19 protein-coding genes are annotated in these 22,053 nt (G+C 47.6%); 5 read left to right on the forward strand and 14 right to left on the reverse strand.

Features of this window, described 5'->3' with window-relative positions:
- Positions 1-4: 4 nt before the first annotated feature.
- From ACPW7J_RS12115 to ACPW7J_RS12130, 4 genes are all read right to left on the reverse strand, one after another.
- Positions 5-1,078: an Ig-like domain-containing protein gene (locus ACPW7J_RS12115; protein ID WP_425755337.1), complete on the reverse strand. Its 1,074-nt coding sequence runs from the start codon at positions 1,076-1,078 to the stop codon at positions 5-7.
- Positions 1,079-1,333: 255 nt separating this feature from the next.
- Positions 1,334-2,677, reverse strand: a complete 1,344-nt coding sequence (locus ACPW7J_RS12120; RefSeq protein WP_425755338.1) for an acetyl-CoA hydrolase/transferase family protein — start codon at positions 2,675-2,677, stop codon at positions 1,334-1,336.
- A complete protein-coding gene (gene nifJ / locus ACPW7J_RS12125) occupies positions 2,677-6,183 on the reverse strand; it encodes a pyruvate:ferredoxin (flavodoxin) oxidoreductase (RefSeq protein ID WP_425755339.1) in 3,507 nt (1,168 codons plus the stop codon). The genes ACPW7J_RS12120 and nifJ overlap by 1 nt, the downstream gene beginning before the upstream one ends.
- 483 nt (positions 6,184-6,666) lie before the next feature.
- Positions 6,667-7,563 (reverse strand): LysR family transcriptional regulator, encoded by an 897-nt coding sequence (locus ACPW7J_RS12130; RefSeq protein ID WP_425755340.1) that lies wholly within the window; start codon positions 7,561-7,563, stop codon positions 6,667-6,669.
- Between the two features lie 181 nt (positions 7,564-7,744).
- Between ACPW7J_RS12130 and ACPW7J_RS12135 the strand changes: the two genes are divergently transcribed.
- Positions 7,745-9,241: a hypothetical protein gene (locus ACPW7J_RS12135; RefSeq protein WP_425755341.1), complete on the forward strand. Its 1,497-nt coding sequence runs from the start codon at positions 7,745-7,747 to the stop codon at positions 9,239-9,241.
- The gene (locus ACPW7J_RS12140) at positions 9,231-9,806 is read left to right on the forward strand and encodes a DUF6320 domain-containing protein (protein ID WP_425755342.1); all 576 of its coding nucleotides are present in this window, start codon (positions 9,231-9,233) and stop codon (positions 9,804-9,806) included. The genes ACPW7J_RS12135 and ACPW7J_RS12140 overlap by 11 nt, the downstream gene beginning before the upstream one ends.
- A gap of 10 nt (positions 9,807-9,816) precedes the next feature.
- On the opposite strand, the gene ACPW7J_RS12145 is transcribed toward ACPW7J_RS12140, so the two are convergent.
- Both ACPW7J_RS12145 and ACPW7J_RS12150 read right to left on the reverse strand, forming a co-directional pair.
- Positions 9,817-10,803, reverse strand: a complete 987-nt coding sequence (locus ACPW7J_RS12145) for an alpha/beta hydrolase (RefSeq protein ID WP_425755343.1) — start codon at positions 10,801-10,803, stop codon at positions 9,817-9,819.
- Complete coding sequence (locus tag ACPW7J_RS12150) at positions 10,800-10,934, reverse strand: hypothetical protein (RefSeq protein ID WP_424959976.1); 135 nt, start codon at positions 10,932-10,934, stop codon at positions 10,800-10,802. Before ACPW7J_RS12150 ends, ACPW7J_RS12145 begins: the two co-directional genes overlap by 4 nt.
- Before the next feature lie 128 nt (positions 10,935-11,062).
- Here ACPW7J_RS12150 and ACPW7J_RS12155 point away from each other — a divergent pair, with 128 nt between their 5' ends.
- The gene (locus tag ACPW7J_RS12155) at positions 11,063-11,596 is read left to right on the forward strand and encodes a TetR/AcrR family transcriptional regulator (protein ID WP_425755344.1); all 534 of its coding nucleotides are present in this window, start codon (positions 11,063-11,065) and stop codon (positions 11,594-11,596) included.
- 58 nt (positions 11,597-11,654) lie between these two features.
- On the opposite strand, the gene ACPW7J_RS12160 is transcribed toward ACPW7J_RS12155, so the two are convergent.
- A complete protein-coding gene (locus ACPW7J_RS12160; protein WP_425755345.1) occupies positions 11,655-12,860 on the reverse strand; it encodes an L-serine ammonia-lyase in 1,206 nt (401 codons plus the stop codon).
- Between the two features lie 40 nt (positions 12,861-12,900).
- Complete coding sequence (locus tag ACPW7J_RS12165; RefSeq protein WP_425755346.1) at positions 12,901-14,238, reverse strand: ATP-binding protein; 1,338 nt, start codon at positions 14,236-14,238, stop codon at positions 12,901-12,903.
- A gap of 151 nt (positions 14,239-14,389) precedes the next feature.
- Between ACPW7J_RS12165 and ACPW7J_RS12170 the strand changes: the two genes are divergently transcribed.
- Positions 14,390-14,599 carry an amidohydrolase family protein gene (locus ACPW7J_RS12170; protein ID WP_425755347.1) on the forward strand — a complete coding sequence of 70 codons (210 nt, stop codon included), beginning with the start codon at positions 14,390-14,392 and terminating at the stop codon, positions 14,597-14,599.
- Positions 14,600-14,914: 315 nt separating this feature from the next.
- On the opposite strand, the gene ACPW7J_RS12175 is transcribed toward ACPW7J_RS12170, so the two are convergent.
- Together ACPW7J_RS12175 and ACPW7J_RS12180 are read right to left on the reverse strand one after the other, a co-directional pair.
- A complete protein-coding gene (locus ACPW7J_RS12175; protein ID WP_425755348.1) occupies positions 14,915-15,091 on the reverse strand; it encodes a hypothetical protein in 177 nt (58 codons plus the stop codon).
- Positions 15,092-15,228: 137 nt separating this feature from the next.
- Positions 15,229-15,672, reverse strand: a complete 444-nt coding sequence (locus tag ACPW7J_RS12180) for a DUF4143 domain-containing protein (protein WP_425755349.1) — start codon at positions 15,670-15,672, stop codon at positions 15,229-15,231.
- Positions 15,673-15,840: 168 nt separating this feature from the next.
- Here ACPW7J_RS12180 and ACPW7J_RS12185 point away from each other — a divergent pair, with 168 nt between their 5' ends.
- On the forward strand, positions 15,841-17,151 hold the full coding sequence (locus ACPW7J_RS12185; RefSeq protein ID WP_425755350.1) for an ATP-binding protein: 1,311 nt from the start codon (positions 15,841-15,843) through the stop codon (positions 17,149-17,151).
- Positions 17,152-17,205: 54 nt separating this feature from the next.
- Here the strand turns inward: ACPW7J_RS12185 and ACPW7J_RS12190 are convergent, their stop codons facing one another.
- From ACPW7J_RS12190 to ACPW7J_RS12205, 4 genes are all read right to left on the reverse strand, one after another.
- Complete coding sequence (locus ACPW7J_RS12190) at positions 17,206-18,363, reverse strand: pyridoxal phosphate-dependent aminotransferase (protein WP_425755351.1); 1,158 nt, start codon at positions 18,361-18,363, stop codon at positions 17,206-17,208.
- Positions 18,360-19,295, reverse strand: a complete 936-nt coding sequence (locus ACPW7J_RS12195; RefSeq protein ID WP_425755352.1) for a DMT family transporter — start codon at positions 19,293-19,295, stop codon at positions 18,360-18,362. The genes ACPW7J_RS12190 and ACPW7J_RS12195 overlap by 4 nt, the downstream gene beginning before the upstream one ends.
- Before the next feature lie 5 nt (positions 19,296-19,300).
- Positions 19,301-20,473, reverse strand: coding sequence for an amidohydrolase (locus tag ACPW7J_RS12200; RefSeq protein WP_425755353.1), 1,173 nt, complete (start codon positions 20,471-20,473; stop codon positions 19,301-19,303).
- A gap of 95 nt (positions 20,474-20,568) precedes the next feature.
- Positions 20,569-21,987: a YfcC family protein gene (locus ACPW7J_RS12205; protein ID WP_424959972.1), complete on the reverse strand. Its 1,419-nt coding sequence runs from the start codon at positions 21,985-21,987 to the stop codon at positions 20,569-20,571.
- Positions 21,988-22,053 lie beyond the last annotated feature (66 nt).

The following is a 22,053-nucleotide window of genomic DNA, read 5'->3' on the forward strand; positions in this document are numbered from 1 at the left end:
TAGATTATACAAGGAAAATTTGCACCGCCACACCTGACATCGGCTGCCCCGTATCATACATATATGATGTAGCCATAGAATGGAAATCCTTATCCAGCATATTCTTTTTATGTCCCGGTGAATTCAGCCATCTATTAAAATAGTACTGCGCTGCAGCCTTTGGATCGCTGCTGTAAAATCCACTGGTCCATGATAAGTTTTCTCCGCCGCCGCGATAAACGAGGTTAATGCCCAAGTCAGAGAATACTGACTGAAACTTGCCCCGTTTGCCCTTTTTATCATAACGGTCATGCACTAAATCAGGACGATTCCACGCCTCCTTGACACGAACATCAGCCGCAGACTGAATCCTCTCATTATAAGATACCGGGGCGACACTGTTTTGCTTTCTCAGGTTATTGACCAGGCGCAGCATTTCTTTTTGATAGGTTTCATCAAATTTGCTGCCTACTGTAACGATACATACAGCTGAATATCCGTTATGTGCTTTTGCCGTAATTTTCGCATATCCAGCGCCCTTCGCGGTAACCATGCCAGACGCGCTGACTACAGCCACTTTCTTGTTAGAGCTGGTCCACTGAACTGCTTTCGATGGAGCTTTAGCGGTTATCGTAGCCTTTAATTGATACGTCGCTCCCTCCCCATAGATGGACTTGCCTTTCCTATTCAAGGATATTTTCGTTACCACCCCTGTTTTGGATGAGACAATAGAACTGAAATCCGATTTTTCTCCCTGGCCCAACGCACGAATTTTATACTTATAAGTAGTATTCTTTGATAAGTCTGTAAACTCTGCCTTTTGTGCCGTCGTTGTACGGACTAACTTCCACTTCCCAGCGCTCCTGTTATAACGATACACCTGGTATTTGTCTGCTCCGCTCACCTTATTCCAGGATACCTTGATTGTCCTTGTTCCTGAAGACAATGCTTTAACCCCAGACGGCGCTTTCAAAATTACTTGTTTGGCTGCACTATCTGACCCATCTGCATAGCTCTCTGCCATGACAAGCTGACCGCCCGCCATACATATGATAAGAGCCACACATACGCTCAGAACCAAAAAACGAAATTTCTTCATTTCTTCATCCTTTCTTTCATTTTCTACTGCATGTATTTTACCATAACTGGTTTTTAAAAATAAAGGGTATTTTTTGCTAAAATGACGTTTTTTGTCGAAAATATTCCCAATAAGTATTCTTTCTGAAAACAAAAAAGCTTCCTGCAGACGAATACGAGAAAAGTATGTGAATTCCTGACAATAACAGAAAGCCGCTCACAATGAAGCGACTTCCTTTAGGAGGTGATTACATGCACATATGAATGTAATGTTCAATTATTTCAATTTATTGCTTCGTTTCCAGACGCCCATTTTTTCTGCATCCGCAATCAGCCTTTCCCGGAAATCCGGGTGCGCCACAGAGATGATTTTCTCCGCCCGCTCCCAAAGGCTTGCGCCTGCCAGATTGACCATGCCCTGCTCTGTGACCAGATAGTAGGCGTGGCTGCGCGGATCGGTCACCACATCGCCTGTTCCCATCGTCGGTACGATGCGGGACTGCAATGCGCCCGTCTTTTTATCTCGATAAGTCGACGACATACACAGAAATGCCTTGCCGCCCTTTGATAAAAACGCGCCATATTGAAAATCCAGCTGTCCGCCTGTGCCGCTGATCTGCCGGAAGCCCGCTGTCTCAGCACAGACCTGTCCAAACAAATCCGCTGTCAGACAGTTATTGATGGAAACCATATTGTCCTGCTGCCCGATGATCTGCGGCAGATTGGTGTAGTCTACCGGATAGCTGGCAAGCCCCGGATTTTCCGCTGCCCAGTCATAGAGCGCCCGGCTTCCCAGACAAAAACTCCACACGCCTTTCCCCCGGTTCAGGTTTTTTCTTCTGTTGGTCAGTTTCCCCGCGCGATACAGTTCCAAGTAGGCATCGCAGAGCATCTCCGTGTGCATGCCAAGATCCTTTACATCAGAATCCGCAATCAGTTTTCCCACCGCGTTGGGTGTGCCGCCGATGCCAAGCTGCAGCGTCGCGCCGTCTCGAATCTGGGAACAAATCAATTTTGCAATGGCGCTGTCCGTTTCCGTCGGCTCTGCGGCTTCCAGAACAGGCATAGGGTCGTGGTCTCCTTCTATAATATAGTCCACCTGCGAAATATGTACGCATTCCCGCTCCCCGCCGCAGACCCGCGGCAGCTGCTCGTTGACCTCGATGACGACAATCTTTGCTTTTTCCAGCACCGCGTAAGCCGCTGAGTTTGTCAAAGAAACATTAAAGTAGCCGTGGCGATCCATGGGCGCAGCAGCAATACACGCCACATCAACCGGCAGAAAATCCCGGTAATACTTGGGCTGACTGCTGTAGTTCATAGGAATATAGCTGCAAAGTCCCTGATCCGCATATTTCCGTTCCAATCCACTTAAATGCCAGCTGTGATAATGAAAGGTCCTGCCGCAGGGATCCGATTCCAGCGTTGCCAGCGGTTTCATCAGCATGCCGCCTCTAAGATTGACATCGTTCAGGTCCTCTTTTCTAGTAGCCAGCGCCCCATCGAAATGATAAGGAATCTGAGAAATCATCCCATAATCCACCCAATCTCCGTCTTTTACCAGAAGCGCGGCTTTTTCCGCGCTGACTTTCTTCCTGCTGTACTCTGTCTGCAATAACATTATTGATCCTCCCCGGCAAGTCTGGCAAGTTCCGCATACCGCGCTTTCGCGTCTTCCTCCGCCTTAGAAAAGAGGATTTCAGCGTTTTCAGGAAACGCTTTATGTAAGGAGGCATACCGGGTTTCCCCTTCCAGGAAGTCCCGGTAGCAGGCGGACGGCGCTTTGGAATCCAGACAGAACTTGCCGGTTTCTTTGTGCGGATTATATCTGTACAGGAACCAGTAGCCTGCATCTACCGCACGTTTCATTTCTTCCTGTGCTTTGTCCATGCCGATTTTCAGTCCGTGATTGATGCACGGCGCATAGGCAATGACGATAGAAGGTCCATGGAAATGCTCCGCTTCGTCGATGGCTTTCATCAGCTGATTCGGATCGGCGCCCATGGCTACGCTGGCAACATAACAATTGCCCTGAGACATCATCATCCGCCCCAGATCCTTTTTCGCCGACTTCTTGCCAGAGCTCTGGAACTGCGCTACAGCCCCAAGAGGCGTCGCTTTGCTGCTCTGACCGCCGGTGTTGGAATAGACCTCCGTATCCACCACGAAGATATTGATGTCCTCACCCTGGGCAACTACATGATCAAGACCTCCGAAGCCGATATCGTAAGCCCATCCATCGCCGCCATACATCCAGACCGTCTTTCTTGCCAGCTGATCTTTCGCGCTGATAATCTGTTCCTGCAAAACCCTGCTGCGTCCGGAAAGTTCCGCCGTTTCCAGCGCTGTCAGCAGCGCTTTTGACGCGTCCATGGAAGTATCCACATCATCAAAAGCGGCAATCCATGCATTGATGACTTCCGCCAGGCTTTCTTCTGCGCCAGCCAGTTCTTCCGCCCACATGCGCACTTTATTTCTCTGCTGCTTCATGGAGAGCAGCATGCCCAGGGCAAATTCCGCGTTATTTTCAAATAAAGAGTTGCTCCATGCCGGACCTCTGCCCTCGGCATTGACCGTATAAGGCACAGAAGGCATCGCCGCGCCCCATGCCTGGGTACAGCCCGTACCGTTTGCCCAATACATTCTGTCGCCGTAAAGCTGGGTCAAAAGCTTGGCGTACGGTGTTTCCCCGCAGCCCGCGCACGCCCCGGAAAATTCACAGAGCGGCTGTTTAAACTGACTGCCCTTGACGGTATTCTTCGCGAAACAGTCCTTTTCTTTAATAGAAAGACCATATTCCCACGCAGGGGTTACCTTCATCACCGCAGGTGCAGCCGTCATCTTAAGCGCCTGCCCTTTCTTCGGACAAACTGCCGCGCAGCTGCCGCAGCCGGTGCAATCCATATCGCTGATTTGCAGTGAATAGTACATCCCCTTTGCGCCCTTTGCGTCCACGGTTACAAAGCCTTCCGGCGCTGCTGCCTTTTCTTCCTCATCTAAAAGATACGGTCTGATGACACCGTGAGGACATACATAGGAGCAGCGGTTGCACTGCAGACAGCTCGCCGCGTCCCAAAGGGGAATCTGTGACGCGATACCCCGCTTTTCATAGGCAGTGGTGCCCATAGGCATGGTGCCGTCCGCATAACCGGTAAAGGTCGATACCGGCAAACTGTCGCCCTTTTGCCCGTTGAGCGGCATCAAAATATTTTTTATAAACAGCGGCAGATTCTCCGCATTTGTCTGCGTCTTGCATGCGCCCTCTTTCTCGTTCAGTACCACGGCCTGGACGCACTGCATCCCGGCGTTAATCGCCTGCAGGTTCTTCTGTACCACAGCTTCCCCTTTCTTGCCGAAAGACTTTCTTGCCGCCTCTTTCATCTGCTGCAGCGCTTCTTCCTCCGGCAAAATCTCCGCCAGCTTAAAGAAAGCCGCCTGCAGCACCATGCTGATTCTATTTCCAAGGCCCAGATTTTCCGCAATTCCGTTGGCGTCTATGATATAGACCTTCGCTTTTTTTGCCAGCAGCTGCGCTTTCACCTGCTGCGGCAGATTGCTGTTTGTCTCCTCTGCGCTCCAGCGGGTGTTTAGCAGGAAGATGCCGCCTTCTTTCAGCTCTGTCACGATGTCGTATTTGTCCAGGAAAGACTGATTATGACAAGCGATAAAATCTGCCTCTTTTACCAGATAGGTGGACAAAATCGGCGCATCGCCGAAACGCAAATGGCTCTTGGTAATCCCGAAGGATTTTTTCGTATCGTATTCAAAATACCCTTGTGCGTACATCGGCGTGTTATTTCCGATGATTTTGATGGAGTTCTTGTTGGCGCCAACAGTGCCGTCACTGCCCAGTCCCCAGAACTTGCAAGCCTTGGTGCCCGGATTCGCAGGACGGAAGCTTTCGTCTACGACAAGAGAAAGACCCGTCACATCGTCTTCGATGCCCACGGTAAATTCCTTCGCCGGACATGGCTTTAACAGATGGTCAAAGACTGCTTTGATCTGGGCAGGGGTCGTATCCTTGGAAGAAAGACCGTAGCGTCCGCCGCAAAGGTAAGGCTGCTGCTCCCTATTGGCAAAGGCCGCACACACCGCCAGATACAAAGGCTCGCCGATGGCGCCCATCTCCTTGCAGCGATCCAGTACCGCGATTTTCTTTACCGTTTTTGGTAGCGCTGCCAGCAAATGCTTCTCTGAGAACGGATTGAACAGATGTACCTGCAAATAGCCAACTTTTTCGCCGCAAAGATTCAGCGCTTCCACCGTCTCTCTCGCCGCGCCGCTGACAGAACCCATGGCTATGATGACCCGCTCCGCATCCGCCGCACCATAATAGTTGAACAGATGATAATCTTCACCGGTGATTTTATTAATTTCAGCCATATAATCTTCTACAACCTCCGGCACGCTGTCATAAGCCGTATTGTTCGCCTCCCGGAACTGGAAGTAAACGTCCGGGTTCTGTACCGTGCAGCGCAGAGTCGGATGGTCCGGATTCAGCGCTTCTGCCCGGAATTTATCCAGAGCGTCTCTGTCCAGCAATCTGTCGAATTCCTCATAAGGAATGGCTCTGATTTTCTGGATTTCGTGGGAAGTTCTGAAGCCGTCAAAGAAATGCATAAACGGTACTCTGCTTCTGATTGCCGCGAGATGCGCGACGCCCGCCAGATCCATGGTTTCCTGTACGCTGCCCGAAGAAAGCTGAGCAAAGCCTGTCTGTCTGCAGTTCATCACATCGCTGTGATCGCCAAAAATAGACATAGCATGGGTTCCCACTGTACGGGAAGCCACATGAAGCACCCCTGGTTGTCTGGTGCCGCTGATTCTGTGCAGCGCAGGGATCATCAGCATCAATCCCTGAGAGGAAGTAAACGTAGTCGCTAGAGACCCCGCTTCCAGCGCGCCGTGCACCGCCCCTGCCGCGCCTGCTTCCGACTGCATCTCAACCAGTGTAACCGGCTGTCCAAACAAATTCTTTTTCCCTTGTGCCGACCACTGATCTGTCTTTTCCGCCATCGGGGAAGATGGTGTAATCGGGTAAATCGCCGCAATTTCCGAAAAGGCATACGCCGCGTAGGCTGCCGCTTCGTTGCCGTCTGCTACCATGATATACTGCTGTTTATTCATAGAAAAATCCTCCTTAGAAGTATTGCGTTCATACTTTCTCTTCTAGGAGGATTTTACCATTCTTTTAATTATGCATAAAACGGTAATTATTCATATTAAAAATTCTATATAGGAATATTTCATCAGACTATCGCCTGTGGCAAACCTATCGTTTCTGCAAATCTGACACAATCCCCCTGAATTATAGGGAATTGTGTCATTTTTTTAAACTCAGTTTCGGCGAATTTGACACAATGACCGAAATTTCAAGGCAATTGTGTCAGATTTCGTTTATAATCTGCGGATAAATTACGTGTATAAGCTCGAATTTAAAGCTATTACATCAGTATGATTTGTATTTTCATCCCACTTTCATTCAATTATTGACACATTCCCTGTAAAAATAGCAGCAATGTGTCAGATTCCCAAAAACGCCAACGAAAGAAATGACACTTTAAGAGCAAATAAAAGCACATAGTGTCAAAAATGCCGTTACACACCGATTTATTCATTTTCAGAAAACGCCTCTACGTAAGCAAACAGTTCCGCCTCGAACTGCATTGCCGCTGTCGTTTTCTGCGCTTCCTCTCCTTCCCGCTTCAGGAAGAAAAGTTCCCACGTATCCGCGCAGTCTTCCATCTGATAGATCTGCAAACTGACATTGCGGGCAATGGACGCCGCCATAGACGGGGTGCAGACCGCCCAGTAGTCAGTGCCATCCAAAAACGGCACGATACCCTGCACCGTATTTAACTCCAGCCTGCTTTCGTTCTTTCCGGAAAACCAGGTTTTTCGCCAGTGATTCATGCTGCGGAAATTGCCGCCGGTAAAACGGATTTCCTTTGCCGGGTCTAATGCCGCTGCCGAAATCACCTGTCCTTCTTCCGGCTTTGCGCTGTACCGAATCAAGCACAGCTTCTGCCGGCTGATGCACTGGTTGCTGATGCCTGCACGCTCCGACTCATAAGCCGTGATTCCGTAATCCAGCATGTGGTTATCCATCATCTGATAAATCTGATCAGAATTATAGATGCTCGCTACAATGCGAATATCCGGATGCGCCTCCATAAACCGGCGCAGAAAAGGCGCGATAAAGCCATAATAGGAACTTTCGCTGATCCCCAGCATGATGGTGGAAAGAGAGGCATTTTTCAAGCTTTCTGTTTCCTCAAAGAGATTTTTCCAGCGCTCTGCCACAGAAATGAATTGCTCCCCTTGCCTGGTCAGCAGAATTTCCCGCCTGCCCTTGGTTCTTTGAATCAGCGAATATCCCAGTTCTTCCTCCAGCGCCGCCAGTCGCTTACTGACCGTAGATTGGGCAAGATAAAGACGCTGGGCGGTTTTCGTAATGTTTCTGGTCTGGACTAAATCGAGGAAAATTTCTATAGTTCTGTAATTCATGGCGGCACCTTTCTTCCGATGTTTCTTATGGTTACTATAACATAGCGACCACAAAAGTCAAGCCGCACGCACAGCTTCCAAGGCAAAACTGAGGTCACGGCAATTCCCGGTGGCAAAAATGGTCGTTTTATGATATAAATAATAGCAGGATGAAAAATGGATTAGAGATGGGAGCAGAGAAATGAAACAAATTCCAGAAAACCCTTTTGCGACTTACATAGAAACGCTGCCTGCAAATGAGCAGAATAAACTCAACGACTTTTTTACAGAATTTAACATGCACTGTCTCATGGCAAAAAAAGAAAAAAAGCTGCTGCAGACAGATTTTGAGCAGGCGCTGCTGTACTACAAAGACGCCGGCGTCCCGCTGGATACGGCGCTGGATCTTTTAGATATCCGCAATCTGGGCGGTTTTTACGCGAGACCTTCTATTCTTTGGTTCGCCCTGGATGACGCCGCCAAAATTTATCCTCTTTCAATGGAACACGGCAGCATGTCCGTTTTCCGTCTATCGGTTTATCTCAAAAAAACGGTGAGCCCGCAGCTGCTGCAGATGGCGCTAAACTTTACCATCAAACGGTTTCCCAGCTTCGCCACCACACTGAAAAAAGGATTTTTCTGGCACTATCTGGACACAACTAAACGCCGCTTCTTGGTCGAGGCGGAGCACGATATCCCCTGTCAGCCCCTGAAAGTTTCACTAAGTGGCTCCCAGTCTTTCCGCGTCCTTTACTATGAAAACCGCATCAGCGTAGAATTCTTTCATGTGCTGACCGACGGCACTGGCGGCATGACCTTTTTAAAAACCCTCGCGGCAGAATATCTTCGGCTTTCCGGCGCTGCAGTGTCCTATGATGAAACCCTCTGGGATACAGGCGAAACGCCGGACATCGCAGAATTTGAAAATGCTTTCGCAAAGGTTCCTTTAAGCGAGACCGCCTCTGGATTTATCGACAAACCTGCCGTCCAGATGAGCGGCAGACTGAGTGAAAACAAGCCGTGCCGCGTGATTCACTTTAAGATGGACGCCGCAGATCTGAAAGCGGCATCTGCAAACTACCATACAACGATTACCGTATACCTGCTGGCGCAGCTGTTTCTGGCGGGAAAAGCGGCAACTGACGAACTTTCCGGCGAAGCTAGCATTCAGGTTCCGGTCAACATGCGAAAATTCTATCCTTCCAAAACGGTTCGAAATTTTTCCATGTACTGCGGTATCCGGCTGCCGCTGTCCCAGATCACCAGTCTTCCTGCCATGATCGAAGCCATCGACGCACAGCTGAAGCAGAAAACCGACAAACCGGCGATGTGCGAAATGCTGACCGCCACAGAAAGACTGGTAGGCACGCTAAAGTATATTCCCCTCTCTATCAAGCAGCCGGCTGCAAAAATGGTGTACGGATTTTTGGGAGATAAAATTTTTACCAATACCCTTTCCAATCTGGGTGTGGTACATCTGCCGGATTCCGTCGCAGCACACATCGAAAGCATGGATTTTGTGCTGGGTACCGCCATCACCAATCGGGCAAGCTGCGCCGTGGTAACCATCAACGATACGGCGATGCTGTCCGTGACCAAAATGACAGCCGATCCTACCTTTGAAGAAAAACTCTATGCCCTGCTTTCTGCAGACGGCATCCGAATGAAAACAGAAGGGAGTCCGTTATATGAAGCTTGACATTACTTATCCAACCGTGGAAAGACGCAGGCTGCAGCGAAAAAAATTGCTTCACATCGTCCGCTGGCCTGTCCTGTTCGCTGCGCTGATTTGTCCGGTCGTGAATCTGGTCACCGGCGGCGCCGCCTGGAGCATCATTGTCCTCATGGTCCTTTACATGCTGTGGACCCTGGTGCTGTCGCCCGATTTGGTGGAATACAACCGCATCAGTCAGTTCATCAAAACTATCGTCTGTACCTGCATTTTGCTGACGCTGATCGACGTCTTTCTGGCGCCGGGCTGGGCAATCGAAGTGGTGCCCATCGTCTGTTTCACCGGTCTTGCCGTCGCGGGCATTCTCTTTTTTACCGATCTGGAGCGGCAGAAGCAGAACATGCTTCCCATGCTTTTACTCATTCTCTTTGCCATAGCAGGCTCCGTTATCGGGCTATCTCTATGGCACGAAGAAAGCCGCTGGGCGCTGGCAGTTATGGGCGTTTTCGCCATCTGCCTGCTCTTTGCCTGCATGATAAGCTTGGGCTCTGAATTCCTACGAGAACTGAAAAGGCGATTCCATACGAAGTAGACTGCCGCTTTTATTTGACAGGCATATACTTGGCAAGGTATTCCAATATTTTTCTCATATACGCCGCATACACTTTGTTGTCATTTTGCAGCCCGTGACCTGAATGCGCGCACAGATAATAATCATGCGGAACCCTGTTATCTTCAAGGGCTTTGCGCAGTCTTACAGATCCTTCATAAGGCTGCACCTTATCATACTTCCCGTATGCCAGAACGGTAGGCACCGTATTTTCGTTCACCCAAAGCAGCGCGGAAATATCTTTGATTTCTTCATCATAAGCCGGCGTGTCAAATTCTGCTTTGAGTTCTTTGCCTGCCATGGCGCTGAATAGCCCTCTTGCACCAGCCTCACTCTCTGCAGTGTTTTGATCCAGACCGTAGCTTCTCCAGTCTTCCGGATAAAAGGACGACGGGCCCACCGCTTCAAAGACCATCTTCACAGGCACTGGTGAAGATTCTGCATCCCGGTAGGCATACAAAAGCGCCAGCGTGCCGCCTGCTGAACCGCCTGCTATTGCCATTTCATCGATGTGATAGCCCAGCTTTTCCGCCTCTGCAATCACATAAGGCATACTCTGTTTTATTTCCATTGACTGAGAGTACACGCTGGCTTCAGGATGTTCTTCACTGAACAGCGTATAGTTAATACCTGCCGTTACATACTCTTTTGAACAAAGCCACTGCAATATTTCTGCATCACCCGATTTATCCCCGCTGGTGAAACCTCCCGCATGGAGATATACGATCAATCCATAACCTTTTCTGGAATTATCCACCGGTACATACAAGTCGAACTTATTAGCTTCACCACTGCCATACGCAATATCTGTATAGGTTGTGCCGATCGAATCATTCCAATCGACAGAAAACTCATCACCAAACGGCTGATACATCATTTTAAATGCAGCTGAGCTGCAAAAAGCAATTAAAAACGTAAGAACATAAATCAATCCCCACATCACTCTGCCTTTCCTTTTCTCCCTTTTTCCTTGACTCATAAAATGTTTCCTCCAAAGAGCGTACCGCCCATCAGAACGTTCATCACTGCTCTGACAGCAAGCCGACCTAAAATCACAGCAGCAACAATAATCATCAATAAGATTAAAATGCGTTTTTTTCTAAGTGACATTTCTCTGTCTCCTCTCGTTTTACTGCCTTGACAGTATGACCAATCTATTCTAAAATTACGATGATACAATCGTCTCAGCAATAGCATTGTATCTGTAAATTTTTTGGTTGTCAATGAAAGGGAAAAAAATGAGACAAACGCCTGAAAATGTATCACCGTTGAGTAACGAGGGACGAAACAGCTATGTGATAAACCATTTAACTGACGCGCTTCTAACTCTGCTTCATCATAAATCTATCAGTGATATTTCCATCAGTGAACTATGCGAAAAGGCAGGTGTCGGCAGAGCATCTTTTTATCGGAATTATACAGACAAAGAAGATATTTTGAGAAAGCATATCCATCAGCTATTTTCCGCGTGGGGCAACGCATATGACCAAAACGATGACAAAACCATCAGCAGTCTGCTGCAATCGATGTTCACGCATTTTGAAGATCATCTGGACTTTTATCGTTTACTCAGTGAAAGAAATTTAATCTATTTATTAAAAGATGTGATTCTGGGAATCTGCGGACCCACACCAGAAGACATACAAATCGAGGCATACGCAAAAGCCTTTGTTGCATATACGCTATATGGCTGGATTGAGGTATGGTTTCAAAGAGGAATGCAAGAATCTGCCGAAGAAATCGCAAATCTTTTCAAAATGCAGGGATTATAATGAGAAATATCAAAAATATCTGCGCCGCCGGAAACTGGTCCAGCGGCGCAGGCATTTTTTATTCAAAATAGGTTTTGGCAAGACCGCCTTCACTGGTCTCTCTGTACTTGCTGAACAGGTCACGGCCTGTCTCGTACATGGTCTTAATTACCACATCAAAGGAAATCTTTCTGGTATGGGTCAGGAAATTGGCAAGGCTCAGCGCATTGATGGCACGCATCGCCGCAACAGCGTTACGCTCAATGCAAGGAATCTGCACCAGTCCGCAGATTGGATCACAGGTCAGCCCCAAGTGATGCTCCATGGCAACCTCTGCAGCGTATTCAATCTGATCGATTTCCATACCGAATAACTCCGCAAGACCGGCAGCAGCCATAGAGCAGGCGCTTCCCACCTCCGCCTGGCAGCCACATTCCGCACCGCTGATAGAAGCGTTGGTTTTAATCAAATTCCCCACAAGTCCCGCCGTTGCCAGCGCGTCCACAATCCGCTCATCGGAAAAATGACGGTTCTTCTGCATATAGTAAAGAGTGGCGGGTACAACGCCGCTGGCGCCGCAGGTCGGCGCGGTGACAATGATACCGCCGTCGGCATTTTCTTCGCTGACTGCGTAAGCAAATGCGCAGACCAACCGATTCTCACGGGTTTGAGGCGTTTCATCGATATGATTCTGCCGGTAAAGATAGCGAGCTTTCCTCTGCACCTCAAGTCCTCCTTGCAGTACGCCTTCCGCCGCGAGCCCCCGTTCTACGGTCTCCTTCATCTGTCTCCAAACCTTTGCCAGATAGTCTCTGATGGCGTCTCCCTCTGTTTTATAAACATATTCGCACAGCCGCAGATCTTTTTCTCTGCAGTAATCGCGAATCGCTGAAAAGGAGGACAACGTATAGACGTCCTGTGCTTCCTCTGCCGGACGCCCTTTGATGGCAATTCTGCCGCCGCCTACGCTGTAGACTTCCATGGAGGCAGTGCATGTACCGGAAGTGTCAAAGGCTTCAAAAAACATGGTATTAGGATGGGGCAATTCCGCATCAGGTTTATCGCTGAAGACAATGCTGCAGCGCTCCGCGCCAAGCACGTCCACAATCGCCGTATCGGTCATATGGCCTTTGCCGGTCTTGGACAGCGAGCCATAGAGAGTCACTGTAAAACGGCCAGCATCCGGGTTTTCTTCCAGAAAAATCCGGGCAGCCCGGTCAGGCGCAATGGTGTGGGAACTGGACGGTCCCCTGCCAATTCTGTATAATTCAGTAAGTGATTCCATATTGTAAAATCCTTTCGTTTTTTCATTCGTATAAAATAATTTATAAAAACATTGCCATATACAGCGGAAGATGCACGATATCTTCTTTTACAACAATATCTCTGGTATACAAGATATAAGGCTGTCCGATGTTTCGTCTGAATTTTTCTCTGAATTTATCCAGTGACGAATGCTTTCGATAATTGCCCGATTTTACTTCTACCGGGCAGATTTTTCGCTTGTTTCGTATCAGAAAGTCAATTTCCATATTATTTTCACGGTGATTTTTATCAACCCGAGAATAAAAGTACAGTTTATGTCCACTGCTTCGCAGTTCCTGCGCTACAATATTTTCCATCAGCATCCCTTCATTGACGTGCAGTCTGTCCAGCAGAATGTCCCGATAAAGTTCATTATCCATATAACTGTCTTCCATAAAAGAGTGGCTTACCAAAAGACCCGTATCTGCCATATAACTTTTTCTTGTCGTATATTCTGTACTCATGGACAAGCCTACTGTCGGTTCTGTCGCATTATAGCAATTATTAGCAATCATCGCCTCGCTCAGCCATATAAAAGCATTTTCATAATCACGAAATCTTGCTGTTTTATCTATATCTGACAGCTTATATTTCTTTTCTGTTTTCGCCAGTTGCGCCGGCATTTCATCAAAAATAGCCAGCACCTTTGCCTCGTAACCTCTCGCAAATTTTGTGACATCCGCTCGATACAGCTGCAGAATTCTTTTTTTGATGCGATCCGTTTCCTCAAAATTCTTCGTTTTTACATAAACTTCCACAGCCTGCGGCATACCGCCAACCAGCATATATTGCCGAAAATCATTCATGACGCGCCGATGCACCGCCTGGCCCAACGGGCGAAGATGTTCAAAACAATCCCGCAAAAAAGGGATCGTTGTTTCATCTCCCATTGCCCACAGGAATTCTTCAAAATCCATAGGAAACATTTCTACATGTTCTTCCTCCGAAGGGATTACAATATGTTCCACATTCGTCCTGAGCGAAATCAGCGATCCTGTCTCCAGATAATCATAGCGACCGTCTGCTACCAGATACTTTACCAGTTCTCTCGCTTTTGGAAACTGCTGCACTTCATCAAAAACAAAAAGTGTCTCTCTGGGATAAAGCTGCACTCTGTAATATGCCGACAGCTTATTGAAAAAAAGTTCCAGGTCAGTGAAATCATGTTCAAAAATTTCCTGTACCTCTTTCGGCAAATGGGCGAAGTCAATCAGGATGTTGCTTCTATACTCATTTTGTCCAAATTGCTGTGCAATGTAACTTTTGCCGACACGTCTTGCGCCATCCAGCAAAAGTGCGCATGCACCCTGATCTTTTTCTTTCCATTCTAAAAGCCGCTTGTATATTTTCCGTTTCATTTATTTTTCCTTTCCTATCTCACATTATATACCGAAAAGGCACTTTTATTCAAGAATAATTTGCACGAAAAGGCACTTTTATTTACGAAGAAATACTCACGAAAAGGCGCTTTCATATTCATAGTGCCTGAACACCATGTGCCGTGCTGGCATGACGCCGATGGAAGCCATCAAAGCTGGTACGTCAAATGCGGCTCATCTGCTGCCAGAAAACGCGAATTGCGGCTCCCTGGAAAAAGGAAAACTTGCCGACATCGTCATCGTCAACGGCAATCCTCTTTCTGATATTCGGTGTCTTGCCCGCGCAGATCACGTAAAACTGGTTATGCAGAATGTTGAAATCAGAAAACAAAGTCTATAAAGGTGTGCCGCCTCTTTTCAGGCTAAAATTGTAGAATAGATTCCAGTTGTGCAGACCACGATGGATTAGCCTAATTTGCACAACTTTTAGGCTTTCCGGGATGAAAAAATTGTGCAAGTAACCGTAAATCAGAATTACTTTGCACAACTTTCAAGTATTGATTCTATATAAAGTTGTGCAGTTGCCTCCGAATAAGATTGGTCTGCACAACTCAATCATTTCGTGAAAGCCTGCGAAGACGAGAAGACGAAATGCTACTATTTGATTCAGCAGTGAATTCAATGTCACAAATTGCTGCCGGTCTGTATTTCACATTCATGGCATTTCTACTCCAAGTCGCTTATATACATCTGCTTCGTCTACCAATTCACCCGATTTTTCTCCCTCATCCAGTGCCCGCAACATCTTTTCCATTTCTTTTGATTCGATATACTCCGAGTTATCACTAAAAACCCGAATCTGTGATGAAAGTGTATTCTTCATGGTTGCCATACCTCCTTATATTCTTCTCCTATACGATATTCCTTCCTTGATTTATTGAGAAAAATATGCAGATTACAAAAATTTGTCAATATCAGCATCCATCTGATCGTTTTCGTAAGATTGCCGTAATACATTACGCTGCATTTTTAAATTAAATTACACGGAATAAGGCAGTTCTCTGAATCAATGGGAATCACACGCTCGCACATACAGATGATACCGCCTGAGCCTCTCTGAAGCGTTCCTCCATCTAATAAGCTGAACTTCTTCACCTCGCATCTGTCCGGCACGGATGCCTTTTTGATTTCAAAGGGATGAATTCGATGGTTTTCTTCCACCAAAACGTCAATCTCTTTCCCATTGGCATCCCGATAATAAGAAAGCTCTGCCACGTCTTTTCCGTAGGCATAGTGTCTTACAAGTTCCATCACAACATGATTTTCGAAGAAATGTCCGCTGACAGCGCCTGCCATCAATGTCTCTTTCGTCAGCCACATGGAAAGCCATGCACTAAGTCCCGTATCGCAAAAGTACAGTTTCGGCGTTTTGGTCAAACGTTTTATGGCATTACTTGAAAACCACTGCAGCATTTCCTTATATCCAAATGGACTTTTTCACGCTGTTGAAGTCGAACAATAAATCCTGCGCCGATGCGTTATTCTCAGTAAAAAATGTAGTTATATCACACTTTTTCGTTGTAATTTTTGTATACCCATGCTATACTACCTCTATCACGGAAAGCAAGGAGGCATCGTGCCATGTACCGCAGTGCAATGAAAACCCTTTATCAATGGAAAGAAAGCGAATACCGGAAACCCTTAATTTTACAGGGAGCGCGTCAGGTTGGGAAAACCTGGCTCATGAAAGAATTCGGGCAGAACGCTTACGAACATACAGTGTATATCAACTTCGATTCTAATACACAAATGCAGGGTCTATTCGCAGCAGATCTTGATGTAAAGCGAATTCTCCTGGGACTGGAATTATACGCAGGCGTTAAAATTAATCCTGCGAACACATTGCTTATTTTTGACGAGGTACAGGAAGTGCCAAACGCACTCAAAAGCCTGAAATATTTCTACGAAAACGCACCGCAGTATCACATCATCTGCGCAGGCAGTCTTCTTGGTATTGCGCTGCATCAGGGCACCTCATTTCCTGTCGGGAAAGTGGATTTTCTCCATCTGTATCCCCTTACTTTCGAAGAGTTTCTCATCGCTACCGGCAAAGAATCTTTTGCGCAGCTTTTGAATGACCATGATTTTTCCATGGTTTCCTCCTTTCAGCAAACCTACATGGACGCGCTGAAGCATTATTACTATGTGGGCGGCATGCCGGAAGCTGTACTTCGCTTTTCGCAGACGCAGGATTTTAATCTGGTTCGGCAAGTGCAGCAGCGCATTCTGTCCGCTTACGAACAGGATTTTTCCAAGCACGCACCCCTGGAAATCGTACCCAAAATCAGAATGCTCTGGAATAGCATCCCTTCACAGCTGGCAAAAGAAAACAAAAAATTCCTCTACGGTCTTGTACGCGAAGGCGGCAGAGCAAAGGAATTTGAAACAGCAATCATGTGGCTTTCGGACTGTGGTCTGATTCACAAGGTCAGCCGCATTACCACGCCGGCTTTGCCCTTAAAAGCCTATGAAGATTTAAAAGCCTTTAAGCTCTTTGTACTCGATGTAGGGCTGCTCAGCTGCATGACCGGTCTCAGACAGCAGACACTGCTTTCTGGAAACGATTTATTCGTGGAATTTAAAGGCGCGCTGACGGAGCAGTATGTCCTGCAGCAGCTGATTACTGACCCGGATATCAGTCTATATTACTACACCAACGACCGCGGTTCCTGCGAAATTGATTTTCTCATCGATACCAGCTGCGATATCATTCCGCTGGAAGTAAAAGCGGCGCGCAATTTAAAGGCAAAAAGCCTGAAAACCTATCGGGAAAAATACAGTCCGGCTCTTTCCGTACGCACTTCTATGGCAGACTATCGAAAAGAACCGGGACTGCTTGATCTTCCCCTTTATGCTGCCAGTGAGCTGAAAAAACTGTCAAGATCTTCATAAAATATAATCAGGCGGCACAATCTGTACCGCCTGCAAACATTCAAGCAAAACCGTTTACCACTGTATTTTCTCTATTCGGTCAAATGCTTCGCAAAGCCGGTCTACACCTACTGTGCAGGCGATTCTCACATAACCTTCGCCGCATGCTCCAAAGGCAGTACCCGGCAATGTCAGCACATGAGCGTCCTGCAGAATTTTCTCTGCGGCCGCTGCGCTGGAAAGACCGGTTTCTTTGATATTTACGAACAGATAGAAGCTCCCCTTCGGCGGATCAATCACCGAAAGTCCAGAGATTTCATTGACCCGCTCCGCCGCGTAAAACATCCGCTTGCGATATTCCTCAATCATAGCAGGCTGAATTTCATGCCGATGGCGGAGTGCGTGAATCGCCGCTCTCTGAGAAATAGACGGCGTCGTAAAGACTACATTTTCGTTGACCTGCTGTATGGTTTTAATGATGTAATCCGGCGCGATGATATTGCCGACACGCCAGCCTGTCATAGTGAAGTTCTTGGAAAAAGAGTTCAGTATGATCGTTCGCTCCCGCATTCCCGGAAGGGATGCAAAGGGCACAAACGGATTCTGATAGCTGAACGCCGTATAAATGTCGTCAGAAATCACAAGGAGATCATGTTTTACCGCAATCTCCGCAAGCTGCTCCATGGTTTCCATGTTCAAACAGTTTCCCGTCGGATTGGACGGCGAATTGATGACCAGCGCCTTGGTTCGCTCCGTAATCAGACTTTCAAGACGCTCTATATTGATTTGGAAATCTTCGTCCTCATAGGTCGCAAGTTCCACAGGAATCCCTCGCGCCAGCTCCACCTGCTGCGGATACGGCGTGAAAAACGGCGCCTGCAAAATCACCTCATCCCCGTCGTCCACGATAGCTTCCAAGCTAAGATACATGCCAAGACTAGCGGAGGCACAGACAAAGACCTCCTCGTCCCGTACCTCCATACCGTATTCTTCCTGATAAAATCTGCAGATTTCCGTCCGCAGCTCCGGATCGCCCCGAAAATCCGTATATTTAGTATGTCCTGCCTTGGCATCCGCAAAAGCGCCGTCTATAATGATGTCGTCCGTAATCAGATCCGGATCTCCGAGGCTCAGATTGATCACATCGTCAAAGGTCTTCGCCATCTCGTCAGACTTGCCCATGGCAGTCTGATGATCCTTCCAGTAACGTTTCGCGATAAACTTGTGTTTCATGATAACCTCTCTTTCTTTTTCATCGGAATCTGTGCCAAAATAATAGCAGCAAATACAAGACCGCAACCTGCCAATTCACGGAGGGACAGGCTCTGCCCCAAGACAACCCAGCCCGCCAGTACTGCAAAAACTGACTCCAGACTGAGAATTAGCGACGCCACCGCCGGATGGACATGACGCTGTCCGATATTCTGCAGTGTATAAGCTACACTGCCCGACAAAACACCGGCGTACAGAATCGACCCCAGCGCCTGCGGCTTTGCCAGCGTTTCCATACATCGTAAAATCCCAGACACATTGCCCGACATGTCCGAGAAAAACATAGGAAAAAAAGCAATACAAGCTGCTGTCACAAACTGAATGAGCGGCATTCTGGCTACGTCTACCCGTCCCGCATAATGGTCTACCGTCATCAGCTGAAACGCACTCATCAGCGAGCTGCACAGCACCAGCAAATCCGACGTCTGTACCGAAAAATCTCCATGGATGCACAGCAGATATAACCCCGCCAGTGTGATTGCCACAGCTGCCCACACATTCCAGCCACAGGTCCGCTTCAGAAACAAGCCTAAAATCGGCACAATTACGATATAGCAGGCTGACAAAAATCCCGCTTTTCCGGCAGGCGTGCCATAATACAATCCCAGCTGCTGAGAAAGCGACACCATACTGAGAAAGAACCCGCAGCAAATACCGCATTTCCAAAGGTCTTTCCTTTCCTGCCGCGTTTTCAGCTTACCTGCAGTAATTCCAATCCGGTCAAATAGCTTTATGACAGGCAGCAGCGCCAGCGCGCCTACCGAAAACCGAAGGCAGCTGAAGGTAAACGGTCCCAGCATATCACCGCCGGTACTCTGCGCTACAAAGGCCGCGCCCCAGATAAACGCCGTCACCATGAGCGCCAGAACACTTTGCATTTGACTCTTTTGCATATATCTTATCCTTCCAGAAAATCCCGTTTCATTGCCGCAACTTTTTCTTCATCACTGAAAATTTTTACTGCTGTGTTTGCCAGAACCTTTGCTCCAAGGGCAAGGGTCTGATGAGCTGTTTCTGTGGTCATCAATTGTGCAAATTCTCGGCTGTGCAAGACTACATTCTCATCTGCAATCTTAAAGCAAGGCTGAAACGACGGACAATGAAAGCTTACATTACCGATATCAGAGGATCCAAAAATTCCTACCTGATCATCCTCTGCTTTCAGCCCAAACTCTGCAAACACTTCACCTATTGCCTCAGCGCCCGTTTCATTTATCTTCAGGTTATAATAATCTTCACCGCATTTTTCCTTCTTCCATGTAGTCTGTGTCGCCATGGCCGCGCCGCCCGCGCAATCATCGACAAAGCCGTCCAGCTGCTGCACATATGTTTTGTCCAAAGCGCGAATCATCTGTTTGACAACCACATGATCCGGCACAGTATTGGGAAAATCACCGCCATGACTGATGACCCCATGAAATTGAGCGTCCACAGTAGTATGCTGCCTGAGCATATCGATGGCATGCAGGAAAAGCTGCGCTGCGTTAAGCGCGTTCCTACCCTCCCAAGGCGCCGCCGACGCATGAGACGCTTTCCCGTAAAAATGATAGTCGCGAATCAAACAGCACTGTAATGTTGGCTCCACGATATTTCGATTATACAGATGGATCATCAAAACCATATCGTAATCATCAAAGACGCCATCCTCCGCCATATGACATTTCTGTCCCTCGTCTTCCTCATCAGGCGTACCTATTATATGAAAGTCCGTATCGAGCTGATCCTGCAGATCCTTCACAGACAGGCCTGCTAAAATGCTGATTGCGCCGCTGAGGCAATGTCCGCAAGCGTGTCCTATTTCAGGCAGAGCGTCATACTCCACAAGAAAACCCACTTTATATTTGTGATTATTTTCGCCGTAAACCGCGCGAAATGCTGTATCAATGCCGGCAAAAGGATATTCCAGGGTATATCCGTGTCCGGAAAGCAAGCTGGCAATCCGCTTTGCAGTTTCATATTCATGCCCTGATACTTCCGGATGTTCTGCAGTCTCATCATTATAGGAAATCATCTCCGGTAAATTTTTTTCCACTGCTCCTGCAATCTTTGAAATCAATTGTTCATACATCATCACGTATTCCTCCTTAAAGCGGGCCGTCTGGACAAAATTTTCTGCCCCGAGACTGCCCGCTTTTCCTAATCAGTATATTCTCACTATCCTGTATTTTAGAATGGTCCTAAGTTCATGGAGTGTGCCGCAATTACAAAAACAGCCCCCAGCAAGAACTCCAGTCCAATTAAAGGAAGAATCCATTTCGCCCACTTATTCCAAGGAACTTTGCCTGCAGCCAGCGCCGCCATAAAATAACCGGAAGTCGGTGTCAAAATATTGGAAATTCCGTCACCCAGCTGGAATGCAATACAGGTTGTCTGTCTGGTTACACCCACTAAGTCACCCAATGGCGCCATAATAGGCACGGATACCGCTGCCTGTCCTGATGCAGAAGGAATTACAAAATTGAGCAGACACTGGAAAATATACATACCTACCGCAGAAACTGTCGATGGCAAACCACCGAGAAGACCTGCCGCGCTGTGAAGAATGGTATGCACAATCTGACCATCCGTAAGAACTACCAGAATACCCCGGGCAAAACCAACTACCAGCGCACCGCCGGCAATACCTGCCATGCCCTGTCCAAAAAGTTCCGCATACCGGTTAAATCCCATGTCTTTTGCGATAAAAGCAACAATCATCGACATCCCCAGAAAAATAGCAGCCAGCTCGTCCATATACCATCCAAGTTTAACTACACCATAAACGAGCAGTGCGATGGATGCCGCAAATACCAGCAGGATTGCTTTTTCTCTTCCTCCGAAATCAGGAAGACTTTCCAGATTAATAGAATCCTGACGATGCTGATCAGCTTCATACATCAGAGACTTTTCAGGATTTTTACGTATCTTTAATGCGTACCAGGTTAAAAATACTGTAACAAGCAGTGTCATGCAGCAAAACATGACAATACGAAATCCCATAGCAGATCCTAAAGGTAATTCCGCAATTCCCTGTGAAATCTGCACGTTGAACGGGTTCAGAAACGCTGCTGCATAGCCAGCGCCGCAGCCGCACAGAACAACAGCCGCACCGGTGATAGAGTCAAAGCCCATCGCCAGCAAGATAGGAATGAAGATTGGTACAAATGCGATGGTTTCTTCACACATACCAAAAGTCGCTCCGCAGATGGAAAACAGGATTACAAAAACCGGCACCAGCACAATCGACCGGCTGGATAGTTTTTTAACCAATCTTCCGACGCCTGCATCGATGGCTCTGGTTTCCGTCAGTATATTCATGGCGCCGCCTATAACAAACAGAAAGAAGATAATCTGCGCTGCTTCCTGCATGCCGCGCGGCACTGCTGTCAGAAACTGAAGCAGAGAAACAGGCGTAGATTCCACCTGATGATAAGTCTGTGCGTCAACAACTTCTCGTTCCGCTCCCGTTTCCGGAACGGTAATGGTGTGCATATCATAAGCGCCTGCCGGTACCAGATAGGTCAGTACCGCGCAAATCAGCATAATTGCCAAAAGCAAAATATACACGTGAGGAACGGTTAATTTTCTTTTCTTTTTCTCATCCATTGTTCTCTCCTTATTTGTAAATCTTTATGGAAAAAGCTAGCAGCGGCGCATTCCGCAGCAATCTGC

Source organism: Ihubacter sp. rT4E-8 (assembly GCF_049852125.1).
Lineage (GTDB): Bacteria > Bacillota > Clostridia > Peptostreptococcales > Anaerovoracaceae > Senimuribacter.